At 69.7% G+C, this 25,708-nt stretch carries 29 protein-coding genes; 14 read left to right on the top strand and 15 right to left on the bottom strand.

The window, feature by feature from the left end; translation table 11 throughout:
* Positions 1–5 precede the first annotated feature (5 nt).
* The gene (locus ACFLIM_RS40760; RefSeq protein WP_393174399.1) at positions 6–473 is read right to left on the bottom strand and encodes a hypothetical protein; all 468 of its coding nucleotides are present in this window, start codon (positions 471–473) and stop codon (positions 6–8) included.
* Between the two features lie 128 nt (positions 474–601).
* Here ACFLIM_RS40760 and ACFLIM_RS40765 point away from each other — a divergent pair, with 128 nt between their 5' ends.
* Both ACFLIM_RS40765 and ACFLIM_RS40770 read left to right on the top strand, forming a co-directional pair.
* A complete protein-coding gene (locus ACFLIM_RS40765; protein WP_393174401.1) occupies positions 602–805 on the top strand; it encodes a hypothetical protein in 204 nt (67 codons plus the stop codon).
* A gap of 1 nt (position 806) precedes the next feature.
* The gene (locus tag ACFLIM_RS40770; RefSeq protein WP_393174403.1) at positions 807–1,394 is read left to right on the top strand and encodes a TetR/AcrR family transcriptional regulator; all 588 of its coding nucleotides are present in this window, start codon (positions 807–809) and stop codon (positions 1,392–1,394) included.
* A 1-nt stretch (position 1,395) separates the two neighbouring features.
* Here the strand turns inward: ACFLIM_RS40770 and ACFLIM_RS40775 are convergent, their stop codons facing one another.
* Positions 1,396–1,722, bottom strand: coding sequence for a hypothetical protein (locus tag ACFLIM_RS40775; RefSeq protein ID WP_393174405.1), 327 nt, complete (start codon positions 1,720–1,722; stop codon positions 1,396–1,398).
* Between ACFLIM_RS40775 and ACFLIM_RS40780 the strand changes: the two genes are divergently transcribed.
* Complete coding sequence (locus ACFLIM_RS40780; RefSeq protein ID WP_393174407.1) at positions 1,721–2,113, top strand: hypothetical protein; 393 nt, start codon at positions 1,721–1,723, stop codon at positions 2,111–2,113. The genes ACFLIM_RS40775 and ACFLIM_RS40780 overlap by 2 nt on opposite strands.
* A gap of 92 nt (positions 2,114–2,205) precedes the next feature.
* Positions 2,206–2,643: a hypothetical protein gene (locus ACFLIM_RS40785; RefSeq protein WP_393174409.1), complete on the top strand. Its 438-nt coding sequence runs from the start codon at positions 2,206–2,208 to the stop codon at positions 2,641–2,643.
* On the opposite strand, the gene ACFLIM_RS40790 is transcribed toward ACFLIM_RS40785, so the two are convergent.
* Positions 2,615–3,427 (bottom strand): nucleotidyltransferase domain-containing protein, encoded by an 813-nt coding sequence (locus ACFLIM_RS40790; RefSeq protein WP_393174411.1) that lies wholly within the window; start codon positions 3,425–3,427, stop codon positions 2,615–2,617. The two genes, ACFLIM_RS40785 and ACFLIM_RS40790, sit on opposite strands and share 29 nt — an antisense overlap.
* Positions 3,428–3,520: 93 nt before the next feature.
* Between ACFLIM_RS40790 and ACFLIM_RS40795 the strand changes: the two genes are divergently transcribed.
* Entirely contained in the window at positions 3,521–4,321 is an 801-nt protein-coding gene (locus ACFLIM_RS40795) for a hypothetical protein (RefSeq protein WP_393174413.1), read from the top strand.
* A 238-nt stretch (positions 4,322–4,559) separates the two neighbouring features.
* Here ACFLIM_RS40795 and lpdA read toward each other — a convergent pair whose 3' ends face one another.
* Positions 4,560–5,939, bottom strand: coding sequence for a dihydrolipoyl dehydrogenase (gene lpdA, locus ACFLIM_RS40800; protein WP_393174415.1), 1,380 nt, complete (start codon positions 5,937–5,939; stop codon positions 4,560–4,562).
* Between the two features lie 66 nt (positions 5,940–6,005).
* On the opposite strand from lpdA, the gene ACFLIM_RS40805 reads away from it, so the two are divergent.
* The 3 genes from ACFLIM_RS40805 to ACFLIM_RS40815 are packed head-to-tail and all read left to right on the top strand — an operon-like array spanning position 6,006 to position 8,282.
* Positions 6,006–6,656, top strand: coding sequence for a response regulator (locus tag ACFLIM_RS40805; protein ID WP_393174417.1), 651 nt, complete (start codon positions 6,006–6,008; stop codon positions 6,654–6,656).
* A gap of 6 nt (positions 6,657–6,662) precedes the next feature.
* A complete protein-coding gene (locus tag ACFLIM_RS40810) occupies positions 6,663–7,718 on the top strand; it encodes a quinone-dependent dihydroorotate dehydrogenase (protein ID WP_393174419.1) in 1,056 nt (351 codons plus the stop codon).
* A 9-nt stretch (positions 7,719–7,727) separates the two neighbouring features.
* Positions 7,728–8,282: a GNAT family N-acetyltransferase gene (locus ACFLIM_RS40815; RefSeq protein ID WP_393174421.1), complete on the top strand. Its 555-nt coding sequence runs from the start codon at positions 7,728–7,730 to the stop codon at positions 8,280–8,282.
* A gap of 1 nt (position 8,283) precedes the next feature.
* On the opposite strand, the gene ACFLIM_RS40820 is transcribed toward ACFLIM_RS40815, so the two are convergent.
* The 4 genes from ACFLIM_RS40820 to ACFLIM_RS40835 form a co-directional block, all read right to left on the bottom strand.
* Positions 8,284–9,876, bottom strand: coding sequence for a beta-N-acetylhexosaminidase (locus tag ACFLIM_RS40820; RefSeq protein ID WP_393174423.1), 1,593 nt, complete (start codon positions 9,874–9,876; stop codon positions 8,284–8,286).
* A complete protein-coding gene (locus tag ACFLIM_RS40825; protein ID WP_393174425.1) occupies positions 9,873–10,694 on the bottom strand; it encodes an N-acetylmuramoyl-L-alanine amidase in 822 nt (273 codons plus the stop codon). Before ACFLIM_RS40825 ends, ACFLIM_RS40820 begins: the two co-directional genes overlap by 4 nt.
* A 60-nt stretch (positions 10,695–10,754) precedes the next feature.
* Positions 10,755–11,009, bottom strand: coding sequence for a hypothetical protein (locus ACFLIM_RS40830; protein WP_393174427.1), 255 nt, complete (start codon positions 11,007–11,009; stop codon positions 10,755–10,757).
* A 121-nt stretch (positions 11,010–11,130) separates the two neighbouring features.
* A complete protein-coding gene (locus tag ACFLIM_RS40835) occupies positions 11,131–12,180 on the bottom strand; it encodes a LacI family DNA-binding transcriptional regulator (RefSeq protein ID WP_393174429.1) in 1,050 nt (349 codons plus the stop codon).
* A 155-nt stretch (positions 12,181–12,335) separates the two neighbouring features.
* Here ACFLIM_RS40835 and ACFLIM_RS40840 point away from each other — a divergent pair, with 155 nt between their 5' ends.
* The gene (locus ACFLIM_RS40840; protein ID WP_393174431.1) at positions 12,336–12,998 is read left to right on the top strand and encodes a TetR/AcrR family transcriptional regulator; all 663 of its coding nucleotides are present in this window, start codon (positions 12,336–12,338) and stop codon (positions 12,996–12,998) included.
* Positions 12,999–13,149: 151 nt separating this feature from the next.
* On the opposite strand, the gene bldC is transcribed toward ACFLIM_RS40840, so the two are convergent.
* A complete protein-coding gene (bldC, locus tag ACFLIM_RS40845) occupies positions 13,150–13,353 on the bottom strand; it encodes a developmental transcriptional regulator BldC (RefSeq protein ID WP_013133571.1) in 204 nt (67 codons plus the stop codon).
* A 323-nt stretch (positions 13,354–13,676) separates the two neighbouring features.
* Entirely contained in the window at positions 13,677–14,540 is an 864-nt protein-coding gene (locus ACFLIM_RS40850) for a hypothetical protein (protein ID WP_393174433.1), read from the bottom strand.
* A gap of 107 nt (positions 14,541–14,647) precedes the next feature.
* On the opposite strand from ACFLIM_RS40850, the gene ACFLIM_RS40855 reads away from it, so the two are divergent.
* Complete coding sequence (locus tag ACFLIM_RS40855; RefSeq protein ID WP_393174435.1) at positions 14,648–15,727, top strand: Glu/Leu/Phe/Val family dehydrogenase; 1,080 nt, start codon at positions 14,648–14,650, stop codon at positions 15,725–15,727.
* 151 nt (positions 15,728–15,878) lie between these two features.
* Positions 15,879–16,106, top strand: a complete 228-nt coding sequence (locus tag ACFLIM_RS40860; RefSeq protein WP_393174437.1) for a DUF3073 domain-containing protein — start codon at positions 15,879–15,881, stop codon at positions 16,104–16,106.
* Positions 16,107–16,250: 144 nt separating this feature from the next.
* On the opposite strand, the gene purM is transcribed toward ACFLIM_RS40860, so the two are convergent.
* The 4 genes from purM to ACFLIM_RS40880 all read right to left on the bottom strand — a co-directional run bounded on the left by purM (position 16,251) and on the right by ACFLIM_RS40880 (position 20,075).
* Entirely contained in the window at positions 16,251–17,276 is a 1,026-nt protein-coding gene (gene purM / locus ACFLIM_RS40865; protein WP_393174439.1) for a phosphoribosylformylglycinamidine cyclo-ligase, read from the bottom strand.
* A gap of 67 nt (positions 17,277–17,343) precedes the next feature.
* Entirely contained in the window at positions 17,344–18,780 is a 1,437-nt protein-coding gene (gene purF / locus ACFLIM_RS40870; protein ID WP_393174441.1) for an amidophosphoribosyltransferase, read from the bottom strand.
* Positions 18,781–18,831: 51 nt separating this feature from the next.
* Entirely contained in the window at positions 18,832–19,578 is a 747-nt protein-coding gene (locus tag ACFLIM_RS40875; RefSeq protein WP_393174443.1) for an SDR family NAD(P)-dependent oxidoreductase, read from the bottom strand.
* Positions 19,579–19,667: 89 nt separating this feature from the next.
* The gene (locus ACFLIM_RS40880; RefSeq protein ID WP_393174445.1) at positions 19,668–20,075 is read right to left on the bottom strand and encodes a MarR family winged helix-turn-helix transcriptional regulator; all 408 of its coding nucleotides are present in this window, start codon (positions 20,073–20,075) and stop codon (positions 19,668–19,670) included.
* Positions 20,076–20,217: 142 nt separating this feature from the next.
* On the opposite strand from ACFLIM_RS40880, the gene ACFLIM_RS40885 reads away from it, so the two are divergent.
* The gene (locus ACFLIM_RS40885) at positions 20,218–21,177 is read left to right on the top strand and encodes a hypothetical protein (RefSeq protein ID WP_393174447.1); all 960 of its coding nucleotides are present in this window, start codon (positions 20,218–20,220) and stop codon (positions 21,175–21,177) included.
* Here ACFLIM_RS40885 and ACFLIM_RS40890 read toward each other — a convergent pair.
* Positions 21,174–21,596, bottom strand: coding sequence for a sterol carrier family protein (locus ACFLIM_RS40890; protein ID WP_393174449.1), 423 nt, complete (start codon positions 21,594–21,596; stop codon positions 21,174–21,176). The two genes, ACFLIM_RS40885 and ACFLIM_RS40890, sit on opposite strands and share 4 nt — an antisense overlap.
* 129 nt (positions 21,597–21,725) lie before the next feature.
* Between ACFLIM_RS40890 and ACFLIM_RS40895 the strand changes: the two genes are divergently transcribed.
* A complete protein-coding gene (locus tag ACFLIM_RS40895; RefSeq protein ID WP_393174451.1) occupies positions 21,726–23,786 on the top strand; it encodes a PhoX family protein in 2,061 nt (686 codons plus the stop codon).
* 35 nt (positions 23,787–23,821) lie between these two features.
* On the top strand, positions 23,822–25,696 hold the full coding sequence (locus tag ACFLIM_RS40900) for an ABC transporter ATP-binding protein (protein ID WP_393174453.1): 1,875 nt from the start codon (positions 23,822–23,824) through the stop codon (positions 25,694–25,696).
* Positions 25,697–25,708 lie beyond the last annotated feature (12 nt).

Consider the following 25,708-nt stretch of genomic DNA (forward strand, 5'->3'; position numbering starts at 1 on the left):
TTCGGTCACTTCGACAGGTACAGGGTCTTCCAGGTGCCCGCGTACAGGCAGGTGAGCGACGGCTTGCCGGACTTGCCCTCGGCGCAGACCTTGAGCTCCACCTGGTACACGTCGCGGTACTTGAACGAGAACGGCTTGGCGCTGCGGTACGAGCAGTCGCGGACGGTGTGGTGCTTGAAGGGCAGGTTGTTCGTGGAGTCGCGGTACGTGATGCGGAAGACCGCCAAGCCGCAGATGCCGGACTTGCGGGTGTAGTCGTACACCTTGCCCGAGATCTTCACGACGTCGGCGGTCGGGAGGACGTCGTGGTCCTCACCCGTGGCGGTCAGGGTGCCCACGGCCTTGGCGCTGTGCCCGGGGGCGTAGTAGGGGCCCCACGATGTGCCGGTCGCGGCCTGGGCGGTGGGGGCCAGGGTGACGATGGTGGCGGTGGCGACGATGGCCAGGCCGGCGAGGGTGCGGGTGATCGTCATCGGGAGGCGGTCCTTTCTCGGTGAGATGACCACAGTGTGCGAAGGACCGATTTCAAGTGACTTGCCGGAAAGTTCCTCCCGCTTTCAACTCCCTTGCGCCCCCCAGTCTCCCGGCCGCGAGGGCCGGGATGCCCGGCACGCCGTGGCCACCAGCCGTCTCCGTCGCCGCGCCCATCGGGGTCCTGATCATCCTGCTCGCGCCGGACAGCGGCTATCCCGGGTGGATGAAGGTGGAGCAGGGCGTGGTCGGCGTGCTGGTCGCCGCCGTCGCGTTGCTGGTCAACCGACGTGCCGTACGGCAGAGCTGCCCGAAGCGTGGCAAGCTGGGCTGACATGGAGATCTCTGCGACGCGTCACGCGGCCACCGAGGCGCGCAAGGCCCAGATCGCCTCGGCCACGATCGCCGTGCTCGCCCGGCGCGGCTATGCCGGGACCACGTTCGAGGCCATCTGCGAGCACGCCGGGCTCAGCAGCAAGAGGCTGATCTCCTACCACTTCTCCAGCAAGAACGAGCTGTTCGCGGCCGTCGTCCGCCAGGTCATCGACGACGCGGCAGCCTACATGCGGCCGGCGCTCGACGCCGCGTCGGGGGCCCGGGCGCAGTTGGAGGCGTTCATCAGGTCGAACATCGCGTTCATCGCCGGCCATCCCGACCACGTGCGGGCGGTGCAGCAGATCGCGTTCAACTCGGTGCCCGTGGGGGGTCAGGAGCAGGACGCGGCGATCGGCAGGCTGGCGGAGCTGTTCGCGGACGGGCAGCGTACGGGGACGTTCAGGGCGTTCGACGGCATGCTCATGGGCGCGGTGCTGCGCTCGTCCATCGACGGGATGGCCGGCCGCCTCGTCGACGGCCTGGATCCGGAACACTGCGCGGACGAGCTCGTCGAGATCTTCGACCGCGCGACGCGGGCCGAGTCGTAGGTCAGCCGAGGGTCTGGCCGGCGGCGATCGCCTCGTACAGGCTCGCCGGGGAGTCCAGCTCCGAGGGGATGACGTAGCGGCCGGCGTACCGTCTGGTCAGGCGCTGCCCCGGGCCGGGGCGGGCGACGCCGGTGAAGAGGGCCGCGGCGAGGAAGAGCATCATGGCGGCGAGTCCCACTGAGTCGTGGCCGCGCTCGACGGCCACCGTGGCGAGCACGATCGCGGCCGCCGCGGCGGCGCCCGCGCCGACCGCGAAAAGGCGCCGCACCCAGGGTTGCGGCGCGGTCGACGTGGAGGCCGACGGGCCCATCCCCGGGCCGTACAGCATGATCTCCCTGGGCATGGCCGTGGCCGGGCGGGCGGACCTGACGTTCTACACCGAGCTGCGGCCGATCTCCGACGAGTTCGTGCCCGCAGCGCTGGCCGTCTCCGGTCTCGACCGCGATCGGCTGCTGCGCGAGGCGCCGGCCCCCGAGGAGGCGATGGCGGCGGCCGCCCGATGGGTCGACGGCCTGCGCAAGATCGGGCGTCCGGTCTTTCTCGCCGCGCCCGCGGTGTGGGACGGGATGTTCGTGCACTGGTATTTCATCCGGTTCACCGGCAAGAGCCCGTTCGGGGCGACCGGCTCGGGCGTCTTCGAGGCGGTCCTTCGGTTGAGCATTCTCACCAGATCTTCAGAATTCGCTGAGAAACCTCTGAGGATGCCTGGAGAGGTTTGAGGCGACCGAAGAGATCTCGCATCGGACGGTGGTCCCGCATGACCTCAACGCCCCCTGACCTCGTCGAGCAGCCGACTCGCCGAGTAGGTCTCATGACGGTGCGCCTCGGACTCCTGGGGCTGGCCGCGATCGGCATCGTGGGCGCGGGCCTGGAGCTCGCCTTCGAACGTCACTGGCAGACCGCGACGCAGCTGATCCCCTGGGCGGCTCTGGTGCTGCTCGGGCTCGCGGTGGCGCTGCTCGCCCTGCGCGACTCCCCGCGCACGGTCACCGTGGTCCGCGCGCTCGCGCTGGTCGTCCTGGTCGCGTCGGCGTACGGCGTCTTCATGCATGTGTCCGTCAACCACGGCGCGGGCGCGTCCGACCCCTCGTGGGACAGCCTCTCCGCGCTGACCCAATGGTGGTACGCGCTCACCAAGTCGGTCGGGAACGCGCCGCCGCTCGCGCCCGGCATGCTGGCCCAGAGCGCGCTCCTGCTGCTGCTGACCACATTGACCTCGATCAGCAGGCGGACCGTACCTCCGCGATGAGCCGCTCGGCGGCTTCCACGGTGCGTTCGATCTCCTCCGGGGTTCGCCCGACGGCCCCCAGCAGCGCCTGGGCCCGGTCCGCGAACCCGTCCGGCGCCGACGGCAACCGGCCCGCGGCCGCGATCATGCCCTTCTCGTTGATCAGCCAGGCGCCGTCGGCGGCGTGCAACGCGTGGCAGGCAACGCCGATCGCGCGGAACAGGCACCCGGCCGCGTACGCGGGGTCGCGGCCGGCCGCGCCGTACCGGGCAACGTTCAGCGTGAAGTCGGCCTCCCACAGGCCGCGGATCAGGGCCGTACGCAGGGCGGGCGGGTATTCGGCGACCTCCGCGCGCAACACCGCCAGCTCACCGGCGGGATCGGCCAGGACCCGGCACATCGCGACCTCGCCCGCGTAGGCGTGCGAGTAGAAGCCCAGCGGGTGCCCTGCCTGGACGCCGATCTCGTAGCGGCCCGCCTGGCAGTCCCGCCAGACGCGGTGCACGCGGTCGAGGTCGCGGTAGATCCAGTCGACCCGCCACCCGTCCACGGTGAGCCACCCGCCGCCGTCCACCCACGGCCCCCAGCCGCCCGGCTCGGTCATGTCGGTGGGGCTGCCGGTGAGGTCGCGGGCGAGCGAACGCAGGTCTTCCACGGCCGGCCGACCCCGGTAGTAGAGGCCGAGGTCGATGTCGGAGTCGGGCCGGTGGGTGCCGCGGGCCCGGCTGCCGCCCAGCACGACCGCGACCACGCCGGGAACCTCGGCCAGGCGGGCGGCGATCGACTTCAGAGCCTCATCTTGCACGAGTCACAGCTTAGGACAGTTCTCAGGATGAACGGCGGGCGAACACGATCGGAACCTTTTGCCCATTCGTAGCGTCACACCCAAGCAAACGACGTGACTTCTGAGGCTGGTGAGGTTCGAGTGGCGTTAGGTCGCAAGCTCGTGGCGGCGGTCGTGTTGTCGGCCGCCGTGTTCAACGCCGATGGGGCCGCCGCGACGGTCGACACCCCACCGGCCCCCGTGTTCCGGGCTGATACGGCTCGCCCGGTCGCCGTACCCACTGCCACCGCCGCCGAGGAGCCCGTGTGCATGCGCCTCAAGGGCGCGAAGGCGTGCGTCGGTCCCGACGGGAGCGACCGGCCGGGGATCACGATCGAGGACACGGCGGACGACAAGCTGCATCCCGCGGTCGAGTACTACCTGAACGGCTACCTGGGCACCAAGTACGTCATCCACAACCTGGGCCGCGCCGGCGAGACACGGGGCAGCCGGGAAATCGGCAAGGTCGTGACCTTCCGGGCGGCGGTGTACCGGGGGAATCGCCGGGTCAAGTACGGCCGATGGAAGACCGTACGCAATCTCGCGAAATATCCGGTCAAGCGGGAAACGCGCGTCACCCCAGCCGCCGTCCGGGCCAGGGCCGAAGCCTGCACCTCGACGAAGGGCGCCGCCCTCACGTGCTTCGCCGAGCAGAGCTCCTTCGTCTTCGCGTGTGACACGAGCGCCGACGAGTATCAGGCCCGCGCCGAATACTTCGTGGCAGGCGACCCGACGGCCCGTTTCGAGATCCACCAGCTGGCCGGGCTCAACACCTGCGGCAAGGCCGAGCACGGCGATCTCGCGGTCAGCATGTACCGGGCCGCGGTGTTCGACCACAACCGCCGGGTCGCCAGCAGGTTGTACAAGTACAACTGAGCGAAGCTCACATCTCAGAACACGTACTCGGACTTCGTGATCATTACCGCTGCGGCAACAATCAGTCCCCAATGGATCGACGATGCGCCCGCGAAGAATGTGGCGCAAGCGGCAGCCCCTGATCGTTCAGCTTTCGTGAGATGCATCACCCGACGGTAGAGGGGCATCCCCATCAACAGACGTGTCCCGATGGCTCGGACACCAGGACATCGGGACCACGTACCGTAACGGCTGACGATCACATGTTGATCATGTGCCCGGCGAGGCCGTGGATCGCTTCCTTGACCGCTTCGCCGAGCGTAGGGTGCGCGTGGACGTTGCGCGCCACCTCGTGCACCGTCAGGTCCCACTGCTGGGCCAGGGTCAGCTCCGGCAGCAGCTCGGTGACCTCCGGCCCGATCAGGTGGGCGCCGAGCAGCTCGCCGTACGTGTTGTCGCTGACGATCTTGACGAAGCCGGCCGTGTCGCCCAGCCCGTGCGCCTTGCCGTTGGCCGTGAACGGGAATTTCGCCACCTTCACGTCGTAACCCAGGTCACGCGCCTGCGCCTCGGTGTAGCCGAAGCTGGCCACCTGCGGCTGGCAGTACGTCGCCCGCGGGATCATCACGTAGTCCAGCTCCATGGTCTCCGCGTTGCCGATCGTCTCGGCGGCGATGATCCCCATGGACTCCGCGGCGTGCGCCAGCATCAGCTTGGCGGTGACGTCGCCGATGGCGTAGATGTGCGGCACGTTCGTCCGGCAGCGCCCGTCCACCGCGATCGCGCCCCGGTCGGTCAGTGCCACGCCCGTCTTCTCCAGCCCGTAGCCGTCCACCCGCGGCTGGAACCCGATGGCCTGCAGCACCTTGTCGGCCTCGAGCACCCGCGTCTCGGCGCCGCGGGTGACGGTGACCTTGACGGAGGCGCCGGTGTCGTCGATGCCGTCCACCCGGGTCGAGGTCAGCACCTCGATGCCGAGCCGCTTGTAACGCTTGGCCAGCTCGGCCGACACCTCCTCGTCCTCCAGCGGCACGACCCGGTCCAGGAACTCCACGATCGTGACCTTGACGCCGTAGTTGTGCAGCACGTACGCGAACTCCACCCCGATCGCGCCGGCGCCCGCGATGATGATGCTCTGCGGCAGCTCCTCGGTCAGGATCTGCTCCTCGTACGTCACCACCCGCTCGGACAACTGCGTGCCCGGAATCAACCTGGTGGTGGCCCCGGCCGCGATGATGCAGTTGGCGAACGTGATCGTCTCGCCGTTCACCTGGATCGTGTTCGCGTCCAGGAAGGTGCCGCGGCCGTCGTACTCCGTGATGGCGTTCTTCTTCATCAGGTAGTGAACGCCCTTGACCCGGCCGTCGGCCACCTTGCGGCTGCGCTGGAAGGCCGCGCCGTAGTCGAAGCTGACCTCGCCGCTGATGCCGAAGGTCTTGGCCTCGTTGTGGAAGATGTGCGCGAGCTCGGCGTTGCGCAGCAGCGCCTTGGACGGGATGCAGCCCACGTTCAGGCAGACGCCACCCCAGTACTTCTCCTCGACGACCGCGGTGCGCAGCCCGAACTGGGCGGCGCGGACCGCGGCCGTGTATCCTCCCGGACCCGCGCCGAGAACGACGACGTCATAGTGAGTGCTCATGAGTCGGACCATACCGTTCGCCCGTCGTTGCCTCTGACCCCAGACCCGTCGGCCAGGATGGAGGGCGTGATTCGCATACTCCTGGCCGACGACGAGGCCATGATCAGGGCGGGCGTCCGGGCGATCCTCGACTCGGACCCCTCCCTGGAGGTGGTGGCCGAGGCCGGCGACGGCAGGCAGGCCGTGGACCTGGCCATCGGCCACCGGCCCGACGTGGCGCTGCTCGACATCCGCATGCCCAGGCTCGACGGCCTGGCGGCGGCGGGCGAGCTGCGCCGGGTCGTGCCGGAGACGGCCGTGGTGATGCTGACCACGTTCGGGGAGGACGACTACATCGCCAAGGCGCTCGACGTCGGGGCCAGCGGGTTCCTGCTCAAGTCGGGAGACCCGCGCGAGCTGATCGCCGGGATCCACGCGGTGGCCGACGGGGCCGCGTACCTGTCGCCCAAGGTCGCGCAGCGGGTCATCGCGCAGGTCGCGGGCGGCAGGATGGGCAAGGGGGCGCGGGCCCGCGACCGGGTCGAAGCCCTCACCGAGCGCGAGCGCGAGGTGCTCGCCCTGCTCGGCGCCGGCCTGTCCAACGCGGAGATCGCCCGCAGGATGCACATCGTGGAGGGCACCGTGAAGGCCTACGTGAGCTCCATCCTCATCAGACTGACGGTGCGTAACCGCGTACAGGCCGCGATCATCGCCCACGAGGCCGGGTTGGTAGCCTGACCCGTGATGTATCACCTCGTGTTCACGCAGGTCTTGCGGCGTTTCGACGCCGAGGCCGTGCACCATCTCACCGTCCGGGCCCTCGCGCTGCTCGCGCGGCTGCCCCTGCTCGCGCGGCTGCTCCACCGGGCACTCGCGCCGCACGACCCGGCCCTGCGGGTGACCGCGTTCGGCGTGCACTTCCCTGGGCCGCTCGGGCTGGCCGCCGGGTTCGACAAGGACGCCGCGTGCGCCGAGGCCGTGGCCGCGCTCGGCTTCGGCCACGTCGAGGTCGGCACCATCACCGCGCACGCCCAGCCGGGCAACCCGCGGCCGCGCCTGTTCAGGCTGGTGCGGGAGCGCGCGCTGATCAACAGGATGGGCTTCAACAACGCCGGCGCGGCCGCCGCCGCCCGCAGGCTGCGCCGCCCCCGCGGCGTTCCCGTGGTGGTCGGGGTGAACATCGGCAAGACCAAGGTGGTGCCCGAGTCCGAGGCCGTGGCCGACTACGTGACCAGCGCCAGGGCGCTCGCCCCGCTGGCCGACTACCTGGTGGTCAACGTCAGTTCGCCCAACACCCCCGGGCTGCGCAATTTGCAGGCGGTCTCGCTGCTGCGCCCGCTGCTCATCGCGGTCAAGGAGGTGGCCGACGACACGCCCCGCCGCACTCCGCTGCTAGTCAAGATCGCGCCGGACCTCGCGGACGAGGACGTGGACGAGATCGCGGAGCTGGCGGTGGAGCTGGGGCTGGACGGAATCATCGCCACCAACACCACGATCAGGCACGGCGGCGAGACGGGCGGCCTGTCGGGCCGCCCGCTCAAGGCGCGTTCCCTGGAGGTCCTGCGCCGCCTGCGCGCCAAGGTCGGCGACCGCCTCACGCTGGTGTCGGCGGGTGGCGTCGAGGACGTGGACGACGTCTGGGAGCGCCTCCTCGCGGGCGCGACCCTGGTCCAGGGCTACACGGGCTGGATCTACGGAGGCCCGCTGTGGGCCTACCACATCCACCGCCAGCTCTCCCGCCGGGTACGCCGCCACGGCCTGAAGTCCGTCACCGAGGCCATCGGCCGCGTCGCCCCATAAAGTAGGACGGTGATCGACCAAGTACCCCTCACCGACGACGTCGTCCTCCGCCTGGCCACCGAGCAGGACGCGGAAGCCCTGGCACACGCCTACGTCCGCAACCGCGAGCACCTGCGCCCGTGGGAGCCCCGCAGGCCCGAGGAGTTCTTCACGCGGTCCGGCCAGGCCGAGCGCCTGAAGGACGTGCTGGAGCAGCGGGCGCAGGGCCGGGCGGTGCCCTGGGTGCTGGCCGACGGCGACCTGATCGTGGGCCGGATGACGCTCAACACCATCGTCCGCGGCCCGTTCCTCAGCGCCGACCTCGGCTACTGGCTGGACACCGACTACACCGGCCGCGGCCTGGCGACCAAGGCCGTGCTGGTGGTCTGCCGGGTCGCGGACGAGGTCCTGCGCCTGCACCGGATCGCGGCGGGCACCCTGCTCGACAACGCGGCCTCGCAGGCAGTGCTCCGCAAGACCGGTTTCGAGCTCATCGGCACCGCGCCGCGCTACCTGGAGATCGACGGGAGCTGGCAGGACTGCCGGCTGTTCCAGCGCATACTCAACGACCGCCCCGCCACCTGACTCACACGCTCGGCCGGGTCGACTCCGCGTCGTGCGTCATGGCGTCGATGCGCTCCATCACGACTCTGACCGGCACCCTGCCGGGCCGGTGCGGGCGCCGCCGCTGCCACGGATGCGGCCCCGCGAGCGGCCGGTACTCCACCCCGATCGCGTCCAGCCGCCCCAGATGCTCCTCCAGCCGCCCCATGAACCCGTCGGCCCCCGTGCCCGACCAGGCCACCTCGGCCAGCGCGCAGGCCCGCGGCCACAGGCGGTAGTCCACCGTGCGCGGGTCGGGCACGCGTTCCGTCCACAACTGCGCCTGCACCCCCACGACGCGGGCGCGCTCCTCCTCCGTCCAGTCCTCGGGCGCGGGTCTGAACGCGGCCACGTCCTCGACGGTGATCGCGTCGCCGATGGCCATCGGCTCGTCGGCCGAGGCCGACTCCGCGTAGTCGAAGTACAGCGGGAACACCGGCGTCGCGACCACGTCGTGCCCAGCGGCGGCGGCGCGCCGCCCCACGCCCATGCCGCGCCACGGCATGACGACGGTGTCCTGCCGCAACCCGCCGCTGACGAACGCCTCGTCCCACACCACCGCCCGCGCGCCCCGCTCGGCCAGCGCGTCCGCCAGCCGACGCAGGAACCACGCCTGCAGGTCGTTGGCGGTGGCCAGCCCGAGCGAGTCACGGTACGCCGTGATCTCCGCCGAGCCGGCCCAGTGATCGAGCACGACCTCGTCACCGCCGATGTGCACGTAAGGCGTCTCGCCCAGCGCCCCGATCAGCTCGTCGAAGATCGTCGTGAGGAACTCGACGGTCGGCGGCAGCGGCGACAGGATCGCGGGGGAGATGCCCCACCGCTCCAGCACGTCGTGCCGCTCCCCGGTGGCCCCGAACGCGGGGTAGGCGGCCAGGATCGCCGACGCGTGCCCCGGCACGTCGATCTCGGGCACGATCGTGACGCACCGGGCACGGGCGTAGGCGCCGATCTCGGCCAGGTCGTCGAGCGTGTAGTAGCCGCCGTGCGGGATCTCGTCGTACGCCTCCGGCTCCCGGTAGAAGTTGGTCGCCGTCCGCGGCCGGTGCGAGGACACCTCGTGCAGCAGCGGGTACGCCCTGCTCTCCACCCGCCACCCCTGGTCGTCGACCAGATGGAGATGCAGCCGATTGAGCTTGTGCACGGCCATGAGATCGACCAGCCGGAGTATCTCCCGCTTGGGGAAGAAATGCCGCGCCACGTCGAGGTGCAGCCCCCGCCAGCCGAACCGCGGCCCGTCCTCGACCCGCACCCAGGGAACGGGCCAGGACGCCTGGCCAGAGGTCCGGTAGGACTCGTCGGGCAACAACTGGTGCAACGACTGCGCCGCGTAGAACGCCCCGGCCCGCCCACCGGCCGCGATCTCGACCCCCCGCGACCCGACCGTCAGCCGATAGGCCTCCTCGCCCAGCGCGGGATCCCGCCGCACGTCGATCTCACCCGAGTCACCCGGACGCAGGTCGAGTACGGGCAGCGCGAGGCGTACGGCGTCGAGCAGGTCGCCGGACACGGTCGCGCCCGAGGTCAACTCGTAGGAGCCGGAAAGATCACTGAGCAGCTGTGGGCGAGGAATCATGCTTCGAGATAGTGCTGCAATCCGTTCGCCAGCGCCACCGCGACCCTCTGCCGGAACTTCGGATCCTGGAACTTGGCCGCCTCCGCGGCGTTGCGCATGTTGCCGCACTCGATGAAGATCTTCGGCACCGTGGACAGGTTGAGCCCGCCCAGGTCGTTGCGGTAGTCGAGCGCGTTGCGGCCGATATAGGTGGAGTACGGCTGCCCCGTGCCCTTCGCGAACGCGTCGCGTACGGCGATCCCCAGCTTGCTGGACGCGCCCACGACCTTGTCCACCGGGCCGTTGATCTTCTTGGGCATGATGATGTGGAAGCCGTGGTTGGCGGAGGCCGAGCCGTCGCCGTGCACGGAGATGGCGGCGTCCGCCCCGGCCTTGTTGCCGATCGCGGCCCGCTCGGTGATGCACGGGCCGACGCCGTTGTTGCCTTTCCTGGTCAGCTTGACCGTGGCGCCACGGGCTTGGAGGACCTTGACGAGCCGCTTGGAGACGTCCCAGGTGAAGGCGGCCTCGCTGTAGCCGCTGTTGGTGGACGTGCCCGTGGTGTCGCATGCCTTGCGCTTGGTCAGCACGTCGACCATGCGGTTGATGGCGGCAGGATTGCGGTAGTTGCCGCCGTTGTGGCCGGGGTCGATGACGACGACCTTGCCGGCCAGCGGCTTGGCCTGCGCCGCCTTCTGCGCGGGAGCCTGCTGCACGGCCTCCCGGGCGGCGTTCGCGGGGGCGGCCTGACCTGCCGCGGCGCCACCGATGCCGGTGCCGCCACACGCGGAGGCGATCAGGCCGCAAATGGCGAGGGCTGAGGCTGGTAGAGCACGCATGGCGTCCAACTTACGTCAAACCAGGAGTTCAGACGTCTCTAATGCCAAGCCCGTACGTCCTCACCAGACGTGCTCGCCGACCTCCTGCTCCTGCCGTTCCAGCAGGGCGGCCAGCTCCCGCGCGTCCTCGGCGTCGAGACCGAGGACGACGCGGGGCCGGCCCCACGGATGGTCGAGCGAGTGGGCGACGTAGCTGGCGACCGACTCCGCGGCGCCGTCGGCGCCCCGCCCCCTGCCCGCGCGCCAGTGCCCCCAGGCGCGCTCGAGTTCGGCGGCGGCGCGCTGGGCGCAGGACACCAGTTCCGGATCACGCATGACTGTTCCCCCCGGATCAGATCGTGACCGGAGGAAATCCGGCCACAATTAGCATGACCCTGACGAGTAAACCGCCGTGCGGCGCCGTTGCCGCACGGCTTGACCCAGGTTTGGTGCACTCTTAGGCGGGTCCCGTGCTCCGTCGCACGATCAGCTCTGGGCGGATCTCCCGCAGGCGCGCGACCTTCGCGGGATCCCCGATCCGGTCGCTCAGCAGCGCGGCCGCCGACCTGCCCATGGCGCGGCGAGGCTGGTCGACCGAAGTGAGCGAGACGTGGTGGGACGCCGACAGGTGCGTGTTGTCGTACCCCACCACGGAGAGATCCTCAGGCACGCGCAGGCCCAGTTCGCTCGCGGCTGAAAGCACGCCGAGCGCTACCACGTCATTGGCGGCGAAGATCGCCGTGGGCCTGGGGTCGCGGGTCAGCAGCGCGAGCGCCGCCTCCCTGCCACCGTCCTCGGTCGAGTCCGCGGCCTCGACCATGATGTACGGCGCCAGCGAGTGCCTGCGCATCGCCACGAGGTAACCCTCGCAGCGTGACGATCGCGGGCCCTCGATGTGCGCGATTCGCTTGTGGCCGAACTCGACCAGGTGGTCGATGGCCAGGCGGGCGCCGAGCTGGTCGTCGTCGACCACGATGTCGACGCCGTCGAGCTCGATGTCACGTTCCCCTACGACGACGGTCGGGGTGTAGGCGGTGGCCTCGATCAGCGTCTCGCTGGTCGGCGCGATGCCCAGCAGGACCAGCCCGTCGACCCTGAGCTCGAGGAAGGCCTCCACGGCCTCGTCCTCGAACGCGGGGTCCCACTGGCTGTTCCCGATTAACATGCGCAGGCCGTCGCCGTGCAGGCTCTCCTGCAGACCGTCGAGGAACTCGGCGTAGAACGGATTGTGCAGGTCGGCGACGAGCGCGCCCACCAGATGTGTACGGCCTTCCACCAGGCTGCGCGCGACCGCGTTCGGCCGGTAGCCGAGCTCGCGGGCGGCCTGCAGCACGGCCTGACGCCGGTGCTCACTCACGTGCGGGGATCCGCGCAACACGAGAGAGACCAGGGATTTCGAGACGCCGGCTCGCTCGGCGACGTTGCGGATGGTGGGTCTGGGCCGAGGCAGTGCGTCTACCTCTCTGAGCTCAGTGATAGTTGAAGTGTTGACGGGCGGTCCTGACATGTGTCTCCCCCGCGATGCGGAAATGGGCACCTGTCTCACCAAACGATCGAGTACGCCGCAGGGTACGGCCTCCGTTACGGATTGACTCGAGGAAGCCGATATTGACCGGATACTCACACGTCAGCTACTGGCACGCCGTCGGATACTGTGCAGGTGTGACACCCGGGAAGTCAGCCGAGACGGCACGGCCGGCTCGGCGCAGGCTCAGCGTGGATCGCCGCCGCGAGGAGCTGATGGCGGCCGCGCTGGAGCTGTTCAGCACGCGCGACGCGGAAGACGTCTCGATCGACGACGTGGCCTCCGCGGCAGGCGCTTCGCGGGCCCTGGTCTACCACTACTTCGGCGGCAAGCAGGAGCTCTATGTGGCCGCGCTGAAGAGCGCGGCGGAGCAGCTGGAGTCCCGGTTGCGGCCCCATGACGGCGGCAGGCCGCTCGACGAGCTGGCCTCCGGGCTCAAGCGCTACTTCGACTTCGTCGAGGAGCACGCGGCCGGCTTCGCCGCGTTGCTGCGGGGTGGTCCCGCCAACAGGGCGGGCGAGGTGGGCGAGATCGTCGACGGGGTGCGCCAGCGGCTGTTCCGCCTCATCCAGAGGCAGATGCGTGTCGAGGAGCCGAGCCCGGTGCTGCGCACGACGCTGAGGTCGTGGATCGCCTCCGTGGAGACGGCCGGTCTCGACTGGCTCGAGCACCGCGACGTGGAGCGATCGACGCTGGAAAAGATGCTCGTCGATCACATGGTGGCGTTGCTCGGTGTCGCCGCCGCCTACGACGACGACGTCGCCAGTCTGCTCGAACGACTGGGAGATCGTCCGTACTGACGGGAAGTCCGGCGTGGCGATCGGGAAGGATGGCGCCGGGCGGGCGGCGCCAACTTCCCGTGCGACGTCATGTCGTCACTGTGGTGGACCGGGTCCGTGTGCGGCCTGGTCCACCCCTCCAACCCCCCTGAGGTCGGTGACGACCCTCTGACTACTCTGAGCGCTGCTGCGGAATCCCCGCGAGCAGCGCGCGAACCTCGGTCTCCCGGTAACGCCGATGCCCGCCGAGGGTGCGAATCGAGGTCAACTTGCCCGCCTTGGCCCACCGCGTAACGGTCTTGGGGTCGACCCTGAACATGGTCGCGACCTCAGCGGGCGTGAGCAGTGGCTCGGCCTCGGGTGTACGAGCTGACATTTGTGCGGCCTCTCCTCCGTGTGGACCGGCATAGCGATCCTGTGACTGCCTTTGCGCGTGTCACGGATGTCCCCCTATGGCACAGAGCGTGCGGCTTTTCTGAGCCATATGCGGCATCACCCGATGTGACCATACCGCCACGCAGAGCGATTGGCGAGCCCTTCTTTGACCCAACTGCCCGCCCCGCATGGCGATGTCACGCTCGGTGATTCTAGCGACACGGTTCGTGGTATCGCAGTGAAAACGGCAAACTACTCAGTTCGCAGAAGAGAGCAGCCGCGAGACGTGACCTACTCATGCAGGTCAGACGACCGTATTGGGGTTCAGTTGGCAGATTCCAGCTGTTGCATTGACTTCCACCGGAGGATGACCCTCTGGTACATGGCGTAGGCAAGTTCTTCTTGACCCGTGTCCAGGCCCGTCAGAGCGGCCGCCAGCTCCGCGACCGACTGGTCGGCCTGCAGCGCGTCGTCGTTCATGAGATGCACGAGCCCGCCGTAGTCCAGCTCGACGAGCGAATGCGGGTGGAACTCCTCCAGCCACCGGGCGATGTCCTCCACGTCGAAGTTGGACGACACGTCGCCCAGATGCCTGCGCAGCACATTGAGCGCCCGCGCCGCCCGCCTCCTGGCCTGCGCCATGGAAGTGACGTAGATCAGATTACGCCCGGTAGCGGTCGTCACGTCCTGCCCAGGGGCGGCCGAGCCGAGCACCAGCCAGCGCTCGTTCCCATCAAACGGCACGAACCACGATGGCGGCACATGCCACGCCGTGGTGCGGATGTGGGTGCGCAACGCGGACGAACCGGCTTGCCGCTTGAACTTGTCGAAGTCGTCGGCGGTCTGCTCCGCGATCGTCTTGGGCACCAGCCGGTCCATCAGCTTCACCGGAGTGCTGCCACGCAGCCTTGAGAACGCCAGCCACGAGCGCAAACGTGTTTGCCAGGGGCAAACGTACAGACGGTCCTCTACGCGCCGCAGATACGCGTTGGGGCTCTCCTGAGCGGGAACGGGCTGAGGGGGCATGCCGAGCAGGCGCATGACGGACTCACCGTGCTCCGCGTTGAGCGCGTTCGCGCGGCGCGGGCGGTCACGTGAGTCGGCGTAGTCGGCCCACACCTTGCGCTCGGACTCGGCGAAGGCGGTCAGTGGCTCATAGACGCGGAGGTAGGCGGCATAGGGCAGCACGGAGGCATCGTGTCATGAAGAGCACCTGCATGCACCGTTGAGGCTTACTACGCTGTTAGCTGATCTCCGCCGCAAAGGTGCGGCGGACCGGACAGGGAGTCACTACCGTGACCGACGTCTTCGGCGCGTCCCACAAGGACGTCCACGAGCAGGTCGTGTTCTGTGCCGACGAGCAGAGCGGCCTGCGTGCCATCATCGCCATCCACAACACCGCGTTGGGCCCCGCCCTGGGTGGCACCCGTTTCTATCCGTACGACAGTGAGCAGGCGGCCCTGGCCGACGTGCTCAACCTCGCCAGGGGCATGTCCTACAAGAACGCGCTGGCGGGCCTCGACCTGGGCGGGGGCAAAGCCGTCATCATCGGCGACCCGGCCCGCGACAAGAGCGAGGCGCTGCTGCGCGCGTACGGCAGGTTCGTGCAGACGCTCGGCGGGCGCTACATCACCGCCTGCGACGTGGGCACCTACAGCGAGGACATGGACGTCATCGCCCGCGAGTGCAGCTACGTGACCGGCCGCACGCTGGCCCACGGCGGCGCGGGGGATTCGTCCATCCTCACGGCGTTCGGCGTGTTCCAGGGCATGCGGGCCTCGGCCGAGCGCGTCTACGGCACGCCGTCGCTGCACGGGAAGCGAGTCGGCGTCGAAGGGGTCGGCAAGGTGGGCCACCGCCTGGTCGAGCTCCTGCGCGAAGACGGCGCCGAGGTCGTGCTCTGCGACGTCGACCCCAAGGCCGTCGAGCGGGTACGCCTGCGTCGTCCGGAGGTCGACGTGGTGGCCGACGTGGGGGAGCTGACCGGGTCCGACATCGACGTGTTCGCCCCCTGCGCGCTGGGCGGTGTGCTCGACGACGCCACCGTCGCCAGGCTCAGGGCGAAAATCGTCTGCGGCGCGGCCAACAACCAGCTCGCCCACACCGGCGTCGAGAAGCAACTCGCCGAGCGCGGGATCCTGTACGCGCCCGACTACGTGGTCAACTCGGGCGGCGTGATCCAGGTCGCCGACGAGATCGAGGGCTTCGACATGGAGCGGGCCAGGTCCAAGGCGGCCCAGATCTACGACACGACTCTGAAGATCTTCGCGATCGCGGCCGATGAGGGCGTTCCTCCGGCGGTCGCAGCGGATAGGCTGGCCGAGCGCAGAATGTCGGAAGTCGGGCGTATTAGGGCCATTTGGCTAGGCCACTGACGCCCCACGCCCATACGACGTACCGAGCTGGGCACAAAACAGGTACGGTAATAGGCGAACGATAGGCTGACGCCCAAAGTCAGGCGGCGTCAGTGTGTGGTGCGTTAGCGACGAGGGGTCGGGGACGACCCCACACGAGGGGGTCGAGCCAATGGGGCGCGGCCGAGCAAAGGCCAAGCAGGTCAAGGTTGCTCGCCAGCTGAAGTACAACAGCGGTGGCACGGATCTTGACCGTCTTCGCGACGAACTCGGGGTCGGAGACTCCAGCAATGACGACGCCGACGACCTCAACGATGAGCTGGCGGATCGCTATGCCGATTACGCCGATGACTATGGCACCGGAGACGACGACGATGGCCGTACGTCCGGCGGTCGATAGCCGTTCTCCTGGTTGATGTGGCCGAGGGCCCGGCGCCTGCGCCGGCTCCTCGCTCACGATCGTCGGGCCCCACGGGCAACCGTGGGGCTTTCGTTACGTGGTCAGCTTTTGGATCGGTGCACGACCCCCCGCAGGGGGTCGATGCTACCGGTAGTGGGCCTGGCCGTTGCCGGGGACGATTTCGCCCAGGACCCAGGCATTCAGCCCCCGGGCCGCCAGCACCCGGATCGCCTCGTCCGCCGACTCTGACGAGACCACGGCCGCCATCCCCACCCCGAGGTTGAACGTGCGGTCCATGTCACCCTGCGCGATCCCCCCATGCCCGGCCAGCACCCCGAAGATCGCGGGCGGGGTCCACGACGAGCGGTCCAGCAGGGCGTCCAGGTGGCCGGGCAACGACCGGGACAGGTTGCTCTCGATCCCCCCGCCCGTGATGTGGGCATATGCGTGCACGTCCACCGAGCGCGCCAGCTCCAGGCAGTCCAGCGAGTAGATCCGGGTGGGCTCCAGCAGTTCCTCGCCCAGGGGCCGGCCCAGCTCGGGCAGCACGGCGTCGACGGACAGCGAGGCCTCGCGCAGCACGTGCCGTACCAGCGAATAGCCGTTGGAGTGGATCCCGGAGGAGGCCAGCCCCAGCACCACGTCCCCGGCCACGACGCGCGCGGGCCCGAGCATGGCGGAGGCCTCCACGACGCCGGTCCCGGCGCCCGCCAGGTCGTATTCGTCCGGTCCCATCGCCCCCGGGTGCTCGGCCGTCTCGCCGCCCACCAGTGCGGCCCCGGCCAGGCGGCAGCCCTCGGCCACCCCGCCGACGATCTCGGCGACGCGCTCGGGCACCACCTTCCCGCAGGCGATGTAGTCGGTCATGAACAGCGGCTCGGCCCCGCACACCACCAGGTCGTCGAGGACCATGCCCACCAGGTCGATGCCGATCGTGTCGTGCTTGCCGTACCGCTGGGCGATCATGACCTTGGTGCCCACGCCATCCGTGGAGGAGGCGAGCAGCGGCCGCTGGTAGCGCAACAGGGCCGAGGCGTCGAACAACCCCGCGAACCCGCTGGCGTCGTCCACCACCTCGGGCCGTCGCGAGCGCGCCACCTTGTCCTTCATCAAGGTGACGGCCCGCTCGCCCGCCTCGATGTCCACACCGGCGGCCTCGTAACTCGTCACGCTGCCTCCTTCGGCGGCAGCGTGACGACAATCGTGCTGCGTCTAATGGTTCGCTCGCTCCGCTCGCTCACGCCTTCGTCTCCAACACGAACTTGCCCACGTTGTCCTGGTCGATCGGAATGGGGTAGGAGCCGTCGAAGCAGGCCCTGCAGAGGCGTTCGGCGGGGATGGTGGTGGCCTTGGTCAGGCCCTCCAGCGAGATGTAGCCGAGCGAGTCGGCCCCGAGCGAGGCGCGGATCTCCTCGACCGTCAGCGAGCCCGCGATCAGCTCCGCCCTGGTGGCGAAGTCGATGCCGTAGAAGCACGGCCAGGCCACGGGCGGCGAGGAGATGCGTACGTGCACCTCAAGGGCACCCGCTTCGCGCAGCATGCGGACGATGGCGCGCTGGGTGTTGCCGCGCACGATCGAGTCGTCCACGACCACCAGGCGCTTGCCCTCCACGACCTCGCGCAGCGGGTTGAGCTTCAGCCGGATGCCGAGCTGGCGGATGGTCTGCGAGGGCTGGATGAACGTGCGGCCCACGTAGGAGTTCTTCACCAGCCCCTGGCCGTAGGGGATCCCGCTCTCCTGGGCGTAGCCGACGGCGGCGGGCGTGCCGGACTCCGGCGTGGGGATGACCAGGTCGGCCTCCACGGGATGCTCGCGGGCCAGCACGCGGCCGACCTCGACCCTGGTGACCTGCACGCCGCGGCCCGCGATCGTGGTGTCGGGGCGGGCGAGGTAGACGTACTCGAACAGGCAGCCCTTGGGCTCGGCCAGCGCGAACCTGCGGGACCTGACGCCGCGCTCGTCGATGGTGAGCAGCTCGCCCGGCTCGATCTCGCGGACGAACGTGGCGCCCACGATGTCGAGTGCCGCGGTCTCCGAGGCCACCACCCAGCCGCGCTCCAGGCGGCCCAGGACCATCGGGCGGATGCCCTGCGGGTCGCGGGCCGCGTAGAGCGTCTTCTCGTCCATGAACACCAGCGAGTAGGCGCCCTTGACCTGCGGCAGCAGCTCCGCGGCCGAGTCTTCGACGGAGCGGGTGCGGTCCTGCGCGAGCAGCGTGGTGAGGACCTCGGTGTCGGTGGTCGCCCTGGTGGAGCCCGGAGCCAGGCGCTGGGCCAGCTCCGGGGTGTTGATCAGGTTGCCGTTGTGGGCGAGCGCGAGGCCGCCGACGTCGGTGGAGCTCAGCGTGGGCTGAGCGTTCTCCCACACGCTCGAACCGGTTGTGGAGTAACGGCAGTGGCCGATGGCCAGGTGGCCGCGCAGGGTGCTCAGCACCGACTCGTCGAAGACCTGGGCCACCAGCCCCATGTCCTTGTAGACGAGGATGCGGCTACCCTCGCTGACCGCGATGCCCGCGGACTCCTGGCCGCGGTGCTGCAACGCGTACAGCCCGTAGTAGGTGAGTTTGGAAACTTCCTCGCCTGGCGCCCAGACGCCGAAGACGCCACAGGCGTCTTTGGGTGCGCGGTCGTGGGGGTCCAGGTCATGGCCGAGCCGGCCGTCGCCCTTCAGCACATGCCTCAGTCTAGGTTGAGCGCTCGCATGCTCGCACACGCGGGGGCGACATCAGAGTACATGGGCTGACCTGCCCGCATTCGAGCCGTCGCGAATGATCTCCCCGGTGAGGTTGCGATTGGCCTCGGAGCCGAGGAACACGATGAGCTCGGCCAGGTCGTCCGCCGTGGACAGCCTGCGGGAGGGCGTGTGGCCCGCGATCGCGTCCAGCGCCTCCTGTGACACCGGACGCTCGCGCTCGGTGACGGTGAGCCCGGCGACGGCCACGTTCACCAGGACGCCGTCCTTGCCGGCGTCCCAGGCCAGCGCGCGGGCCATGCCGTGCAGGGCCATCTTGGCGGTGCCGTACACGCCCGGCCCCGGCAGCCCCTCCTCGGCCGCCCCCGACGAGACGAACACGATCCGCCCGAACCCCCTGCGTCGCATCCCGGGCAGCACGGCCTGGACGAGCAGCGCGTTGCCGACCACGTTGGCGTGCAGGGCCGCCGACCACTCGGCCGCGGGGATGCCCTCGAAGGCGACGCTGTTGGGCATGATGGTCCCCCAGCGGACGGCGTTGGCCACGAGCGCGTCCACCGGGCCCGCCTGCGCCGCGGCTGGCGCGATGGTGGAGTGGTCTTCAAGATCCAGGTGTACGGCCGCCGCCCCGCCGCCCGCCTCCTCGATCCGCTTGACGACCTCGGCCGCCCGATCCGCGCCGGTGTTGTAGGTGATCGTGACGCGGGCTCCTGCCTTGCCGTACGCGAGTGCGGTCGCGGCGCCGATGCCCGACGAACCACCAGTAATAAGGACATGCATGGAAATTTCCTCCAATTAGCCGACTAATTAGCCAGCTAACTGCCTGCCGTGCGCAGTCCGCAAGGTTGTTTCGCTTAGAGTGAAAATTGCTAATGCGGGATGGCGCGTACGAGGCGGGCGAGCAGGTCGCGTTCCTCGGCGTCGAACCCCTTCAGGAGCTCCTCGTCCATCCTGTTCCAGATCTCCTCCACCGGCTCGCGCAGCGCCTTGCCCGTGTCGGTGAGGTACACGCGGCCCACCCGGGGCCGGTCCGGATCGGGGGCCCGGTAGACGATGCCGGCGCGCTCCAGACGCTGGAGGGTCTTGGTGACGGTCGGCGGCTCGACGCCCAGCCTGGCGATGAGCTCGCCCTGGGTGAGGCCGTCCTCCTGCCACAGCTGGTTGAGCAGCAGCTCCTGCCCGGCGTGCAGCCCCAGCGGGAGCAGCGCCGCGGCCAGCTGGTTGCGGTGCGCCTTCATGACCATGATCAGCGCGTACGTCAGGGTCTCGTCCAGCATGCACCTATCTTGCCCGCCGCCTGCTGTTTTGGCGCATGGTGACCCAATGATGAGCAGCCTCTTACCGTGTCGCGTGGTTTAACGGACGCCCTCCGCGAAAGGGTGAAGTATCCGGCATGCTGACCCGTCGGGAGAGGCAGACGTGACCACACCTGGGGGCCCGGACGAGCCGCGCTCGGGGCAGGACCCGCGCGAAGGCCGTCCAGAAGAGGATGAGCAGCACACGCCCGCGTGGTGGGACGAGGGCCATCTGGAAGAGGAGGCCCCGGGCGAGGAGCCCATCACTCCTGTGCCGCCCGTGGTTCCGCCTCCGGACGTGCCGCCGACGCACGAGCCGCGGCCGACCGGCGAGCCCACCCATCCCGACCTGCCCACGTCGCCGGAGACCCCGGAGCCGACGGGTTCCGACGCCGAGGAGACCCAGGTGTATCCGATCCCCGGCGCCACCCCGCCGTACCCGGGCTGGGAAGGCGCTCCGTCCGACGAAGAGGGCCCGGCCAGGCGGGCCCCGTCCCGCTACGAGCAGGACGACCAGCCGTCCTTCGCGCCACCGGGCGGCGAAACGCCACCTGGGGGAGTAGGGCCCGCGGGGGGAGAAACGCCTTCTGGGGAAGGCGTGCCGCCCGGTGAGGCGACGCCGCCGATGGGCACGCCCGCCGTCCCGTACCCGGGCGCGTACCCGCCGGACCAGGAGCCGAGCGTGCCGGGCACCCAGCCCTCCAGCCCGTACGGCGGCCCGCCCGGCTACGGCCCGCCACCCGGATCCCCCTACGGCCCCCCATACCAGCCCACCAGGCCGGGGAACGGCCTGGCCACGGCCTCGCTCGTGCTGGGCGTGGCCAGCCCCTTCCTGGTGTTCGTCTGCTTCACCGGCGTGATCACCGCGATCCTGTCGATCGTCTTCGGCTGCGTGGCGCTGGCCAAGCACGTCGGCAAGGGCCGCGCCATAGCGGGCATCGTGATCAGCGTGCTCTCGCTGATCCTCTTCGCGATCGTGGCCATCTGGTTCTGGAACGTGGTCCAGGAATGCGCCCAGCTGCCCGGCCAGCTCGCCGACCGCTGCTTCGAGGACAAGTTTCCGTGGATGAGCGGTAGGAGCTAGAGCGGCAGATGGTCTGACAGGTCGGCACGGGCCCCGCTGGCGGAGATCAGGCCTTTGGCCATGGCCTCCGCCCAGGTCAGGCGGCCGAGCGCGAGCTCGATCCAGGTGCGGCCGTCGGTCTCGACCACGTTCGGCGGTGTGCCGCGGGTGTGCCGGGGCCCGGCGATGGCCTGGACGGCGGCGTACGGCGGCACGCGTACCTCGACGGTCCTGCCCGGCGCGGCGGTCGCGAGCCGGTCGAGGAGGTAGCGCACGGCCTGCCTGGCCGCGTCGCGCTCCGGCTGGAGCCCGCGGTCGTAGGCGGCCAGCACGGCGGCCACGAGCGCGTCGGGCAGCGCGGACGCGGGCCCGTCGTAGGCGGGCTCGTCGAGGGCGACGAGCTGGCCGTCGAGAGCCGATCTCAGTTTTTCCTGATCCATCTTGCGTGGTGGCACCCCACCATTGTCTCGCGGGAAGCGTTCATCGAAACGGAGGTCGTCGTTCATCTACGGTTTCGACGATGGCCGTAATGTCCCCGCCGTACAACCGCGCACATTTCTGGAGGACCTGTGGCGAACCCCAACGGGAGGGGACGGCTGCTGCCGCTGCTTTCCACCCCGCACAAAGGTGGTCGATCCGCGCTGACCTGTCAGTTCCGCTGCGGCAACGCGTGCGCGCATGACGTGGCCAACACCACCGAGAACGCCTACTTCGGCGACGTGGTGAAGGAGGCGCTGTCGCGGCGCGGCATGTTGCGCGCGGGCGCGCTCGGGGCGCTCGTGGCGGGGGCGGGCGTGGTGGGGGCGGTGCCGGCCCTGGCCGACGAGCCCGAGGCCGCCGACGCCCGGCACGGCGGCGACAGCGCCGACATCCGCTTCACCCCCGTGCCGCCGAACAAGGACGACGCGTTGCGGATCCCGGACGGCTACCAGTCCTCCGTGGTCGTGCGCTGGGGCGACCCCGTGTTGCCCGACGCGCCGGATTTCGACTTCGACAACCAGACCCCCGACGCGCAGGCCAAGCAGTTCGGCTACAACTGCGACTACGTCACGCTGTTCCCCTTGGGCCGCGACCGGGCCCTGCTCTGGGTGAACCACGAGTACACCGACGAGAGCCTGATGTTCCGCGGTTACACCGGCGGCGCGGAGGCGACCGAGGACCAGATCAAGATCGGGCTGGCCGCGCACGGCGGCTCGGTCGTGGAGATCGAGCGCGGGCGCGGCGCCGGCGAGTGGAAGCTGGTCACCAGCGGCCGCCGCCGCTACAACCGGCGGGTAACCGCCCAGACTCCCATGAGGTTCAGCGGGCCCGCGGCCGGCAACGCGCTGCTCAGGACGGCCTCCGACCCCAAGGGGGTCAAGCCGGTCGGCATGCTGAACAACTGCTCGGGCGGCACCACCCCGTGGGGCACGGTGCTCACCGCCGAGGAGAACTTCGACCAGTACTTCGTCAACGGCGACAAGGTGCCTGAGGCGCAGAAGCCGTTCATCACCCGCTATACGATCACCACCGGCACCCCGTCGGGCAACCGCAGGTTCGATCGCATCGAAGAGCGCTTCGACCTGGCCAAGCACCCTCAAGAGGCCAACAGGTTCGGGTGGATCGTGGAGATCGATCCGTTCGACCCCGACTCGACGCCGATCAAGCGCACCGCGCTCGGCCGGTTCAAGCACGAGGCCGCCACCACGACGTTGTCCCGCGACGGCCGCCTGGTCGTGTACATGGGTGATGACTCGCGCTTCGAGTACATCTACAAGTTCGTCTCGAAAGATCGCTATATTTCGGGATTCGATCGGCACAACCGGGACCTCCTCGACGAGGGCACCCTGTACGTGGCCAAGTTCACCGGCGACAGCCCGAAGACCGAGATCGACGGGTCCGGGAAGCCGCCCTCCGACGGCCTGTTCGACGGCTCGGGCGAGTGGGTCCCGCTGGTCTCGGGCGACAAGTCGTACGTGGACGGCATGACCGCCGCCGAAGTCCTGGTCTACACGCGGGTGGCGGCCGACAAGGTCGGCGCGACCAAGATGGACCGCCCGGAGGACATGGAGCGCAACCCGGTCACCGGCGGCGTGTACGTGGCCCTGACCAACAACACCAACCGCACCGCGGCCCAGGCCGACGAGGCCAACCCGCGCGCCGCGAACAAGCACGGCCACGTCCTGGAGATCGTCGAAAGGCGTGACGACGCGGGCGAGAAGACGTTCGCCTGGTCGCTCCCGCTGGTCTGCGGCGACCCGAACGACCCCGCCACCTACTTCGCCGGCTACGACAAGACCAAGGTCTCGCCGATCTCGTGCCCGGACAACGTGGCGTTCGACCGTGACGGCAACCTGTGGATCGCCACGGACGGCAACCAGCTCGACAGCCACGACGGCATGTTCGTCATGCCCGTACGCGGCAAGGAGCGCGGCCACCTGCGCCAGTTCCTGACGGTCCCCACCGGCGCCGAGACCTGCGGCCCGCTGGTCACGGAGGACCAGCGCAGCGTGTTCGTGGCGGTGCAGCACCCCGGCGAGATCGACGGCGCCACCCCGGACAACCCGGCCAGCCGCTGGCCCGACGGCGACCAGCCGCGCCCGGCGGTGGCCGTGGTCTGGCACGGCAAGGGCAAGCAGATCGGAGCTTGACCTCAAGTTAAGTTGAGGCCGTAGTGTTCCGTGCCATGAGCATGGAAATGACCGCTTGGCACCAGCTGTACTCGATGAACAACCAGCGGGAGCGTCGCCCTCTCTCCAGGGCGACGCTCCGGCGTATCGGCGGCTTCGCCCGGCCGCACCGCGCGAGATTAACGCTGTTCCTGCTGCTCAGCGTGGTGATGGCGGGCTTGGCGGTGGGGTCTCCGCTGCTCGCAGGGCGGGTGGTCGACGCCATCTTCAACGCCGAGCCGCTGGACGTGGTCGTCGTGGTGGCGTTGCTGATCGCGGGCCTGGCCGTGGCGGAGGCGGGGCTGGGGCTGATCAACCGGTGGTTGTCGGCGGGCCTCGGCGAGAGCCTGATCCTCGACCTGCGTACGGCGGTTTTCGACCACGTACAGAAGATGCCCATCGCGTTCTTCACCAGGACCCGCACCGGCGCGCTGGTCAGCCGCCTGAACAACGACGTGATCGGGGCGCAGCGGGCGTTCACCGACACGCTGTCCGGGGTGGCGGGCAACTTCGTGACGCTCATGCTGACGCTGGTCGCGATGATCGGCATCTCCTGGCAGATCACCCTGCTCGCGCTGCTGCTCCTGCCGGTGTTCGTGTTGCCGGCGCGGCGGATGGGCACCAGGATCGCCAGGCTGAGGCGCGAGGCGGCCGACCACAACGCGGCCATGGGCACGCAGATGACCGAACGTTTCTCGGCGCCGGGGGCGACGCTGGTGAAGCTGTTCGGGCGGCCCGCGCACGAGTCGGCCGAGTTCGCGCGCCGGGCCAGGCGGGTGCGCGACATCGGGGTGCGCTCCGCCATGACCCAGTCGGCCTTCGTGACCGCGCTGACGCTGGTGTCGGCGCTGGCCCTGGCCCTCGTGTACGGCCTCGGCGGCTTCTACGCCCTGCGCGACCAGCTCGCGCCCGGCGCGCTGGTGTCGATGGCCATGCTGCTCACCCGCCTGTACGCGCCCCTGACCGCGCTGGCCAGCGCCCGCGTGGACGTGATGAGCGCGGTCGTCAGCTTCGAGCGCGTCTTCGAGGTGCTCGACCTCAAGCCGCTCATCCAGGAGAAGCCGGACGCCCGGGAGGTGCCCGAGGGGCCGGTCGTGGTCGAGTTCGACGACGTGCGCTTCGCCTACCCCGCGGCCGACAAGGTCTCGCTCGCCTCGCTGGAGGAGGTCGCCACGCTCGACTCGCGCGGCGGCGTCGAGGTGCTGCACGGCGTCTCGTTCCGGGCCGAGCCCGGCCAGATGGTGGCCCTGGTCGGCTCGTCGGGCGCGGGCAAGTCCACGATCGCGCAGCTCCTGCCCAGGTTGTACGACGTCGACTCCGGCTCCGTACGGCTCGGCGGCGTGGACGTACGGGACCTGACCGCCGACTCGATCCGCGACACGCTCGGCATGGTCACCCAGGACGGCCACCTGTTCCACGAGACGATCAGGGCGAACCTGCTGCTGGCCAGGCCGGAGGCGAACGAGGACGAGCTCTGGGACGCCCTCACCAGGGCCCGCCTGGCCGCCCTGATCGAGTCGTTGCCCGACGGCCTCGACACGGTCGTGGGCGAACGCGGCTACCGGCTGTCGGGCGGCGAGCGCCAGCGGCTGACGATCGCCAGGCTGCTGCTGGCCAGGCCCAGGGTGGTGATCCTGGACGAGGCCACGGCGGCGCTGGACTCCACCTCCGAGGCGGCCGTGCAGGCGGCGCTCGGCGAGGCGCTCGAAGGCAGGACCGCCGTGGTGATCGCGCACCGGCTCTCCACGATCCGCGCCGCCGACCTCATCCTGGTGATCGAGGACGGGCGGGTGGCCGAACGCGGCACGCACGCCGAGCTGCTCGCCGCCGGTGGCCGCTACGAGGAGCTGTACCGCACTCAGTTCGAGGAGCCCACCGTGGCGGTGGCCTGAGGCTGTGTTCAT

Source organism: Nonomuraea marmarensis (assembly GCF_043197025.1).
Classification (GTDB): domain Bacteria; phylum Actinomycetota; class Actinomycetes; order Streptosporangiales; family Streptosporangiaceae; genus Nonomuraea; species Nonomuraea marmarensis.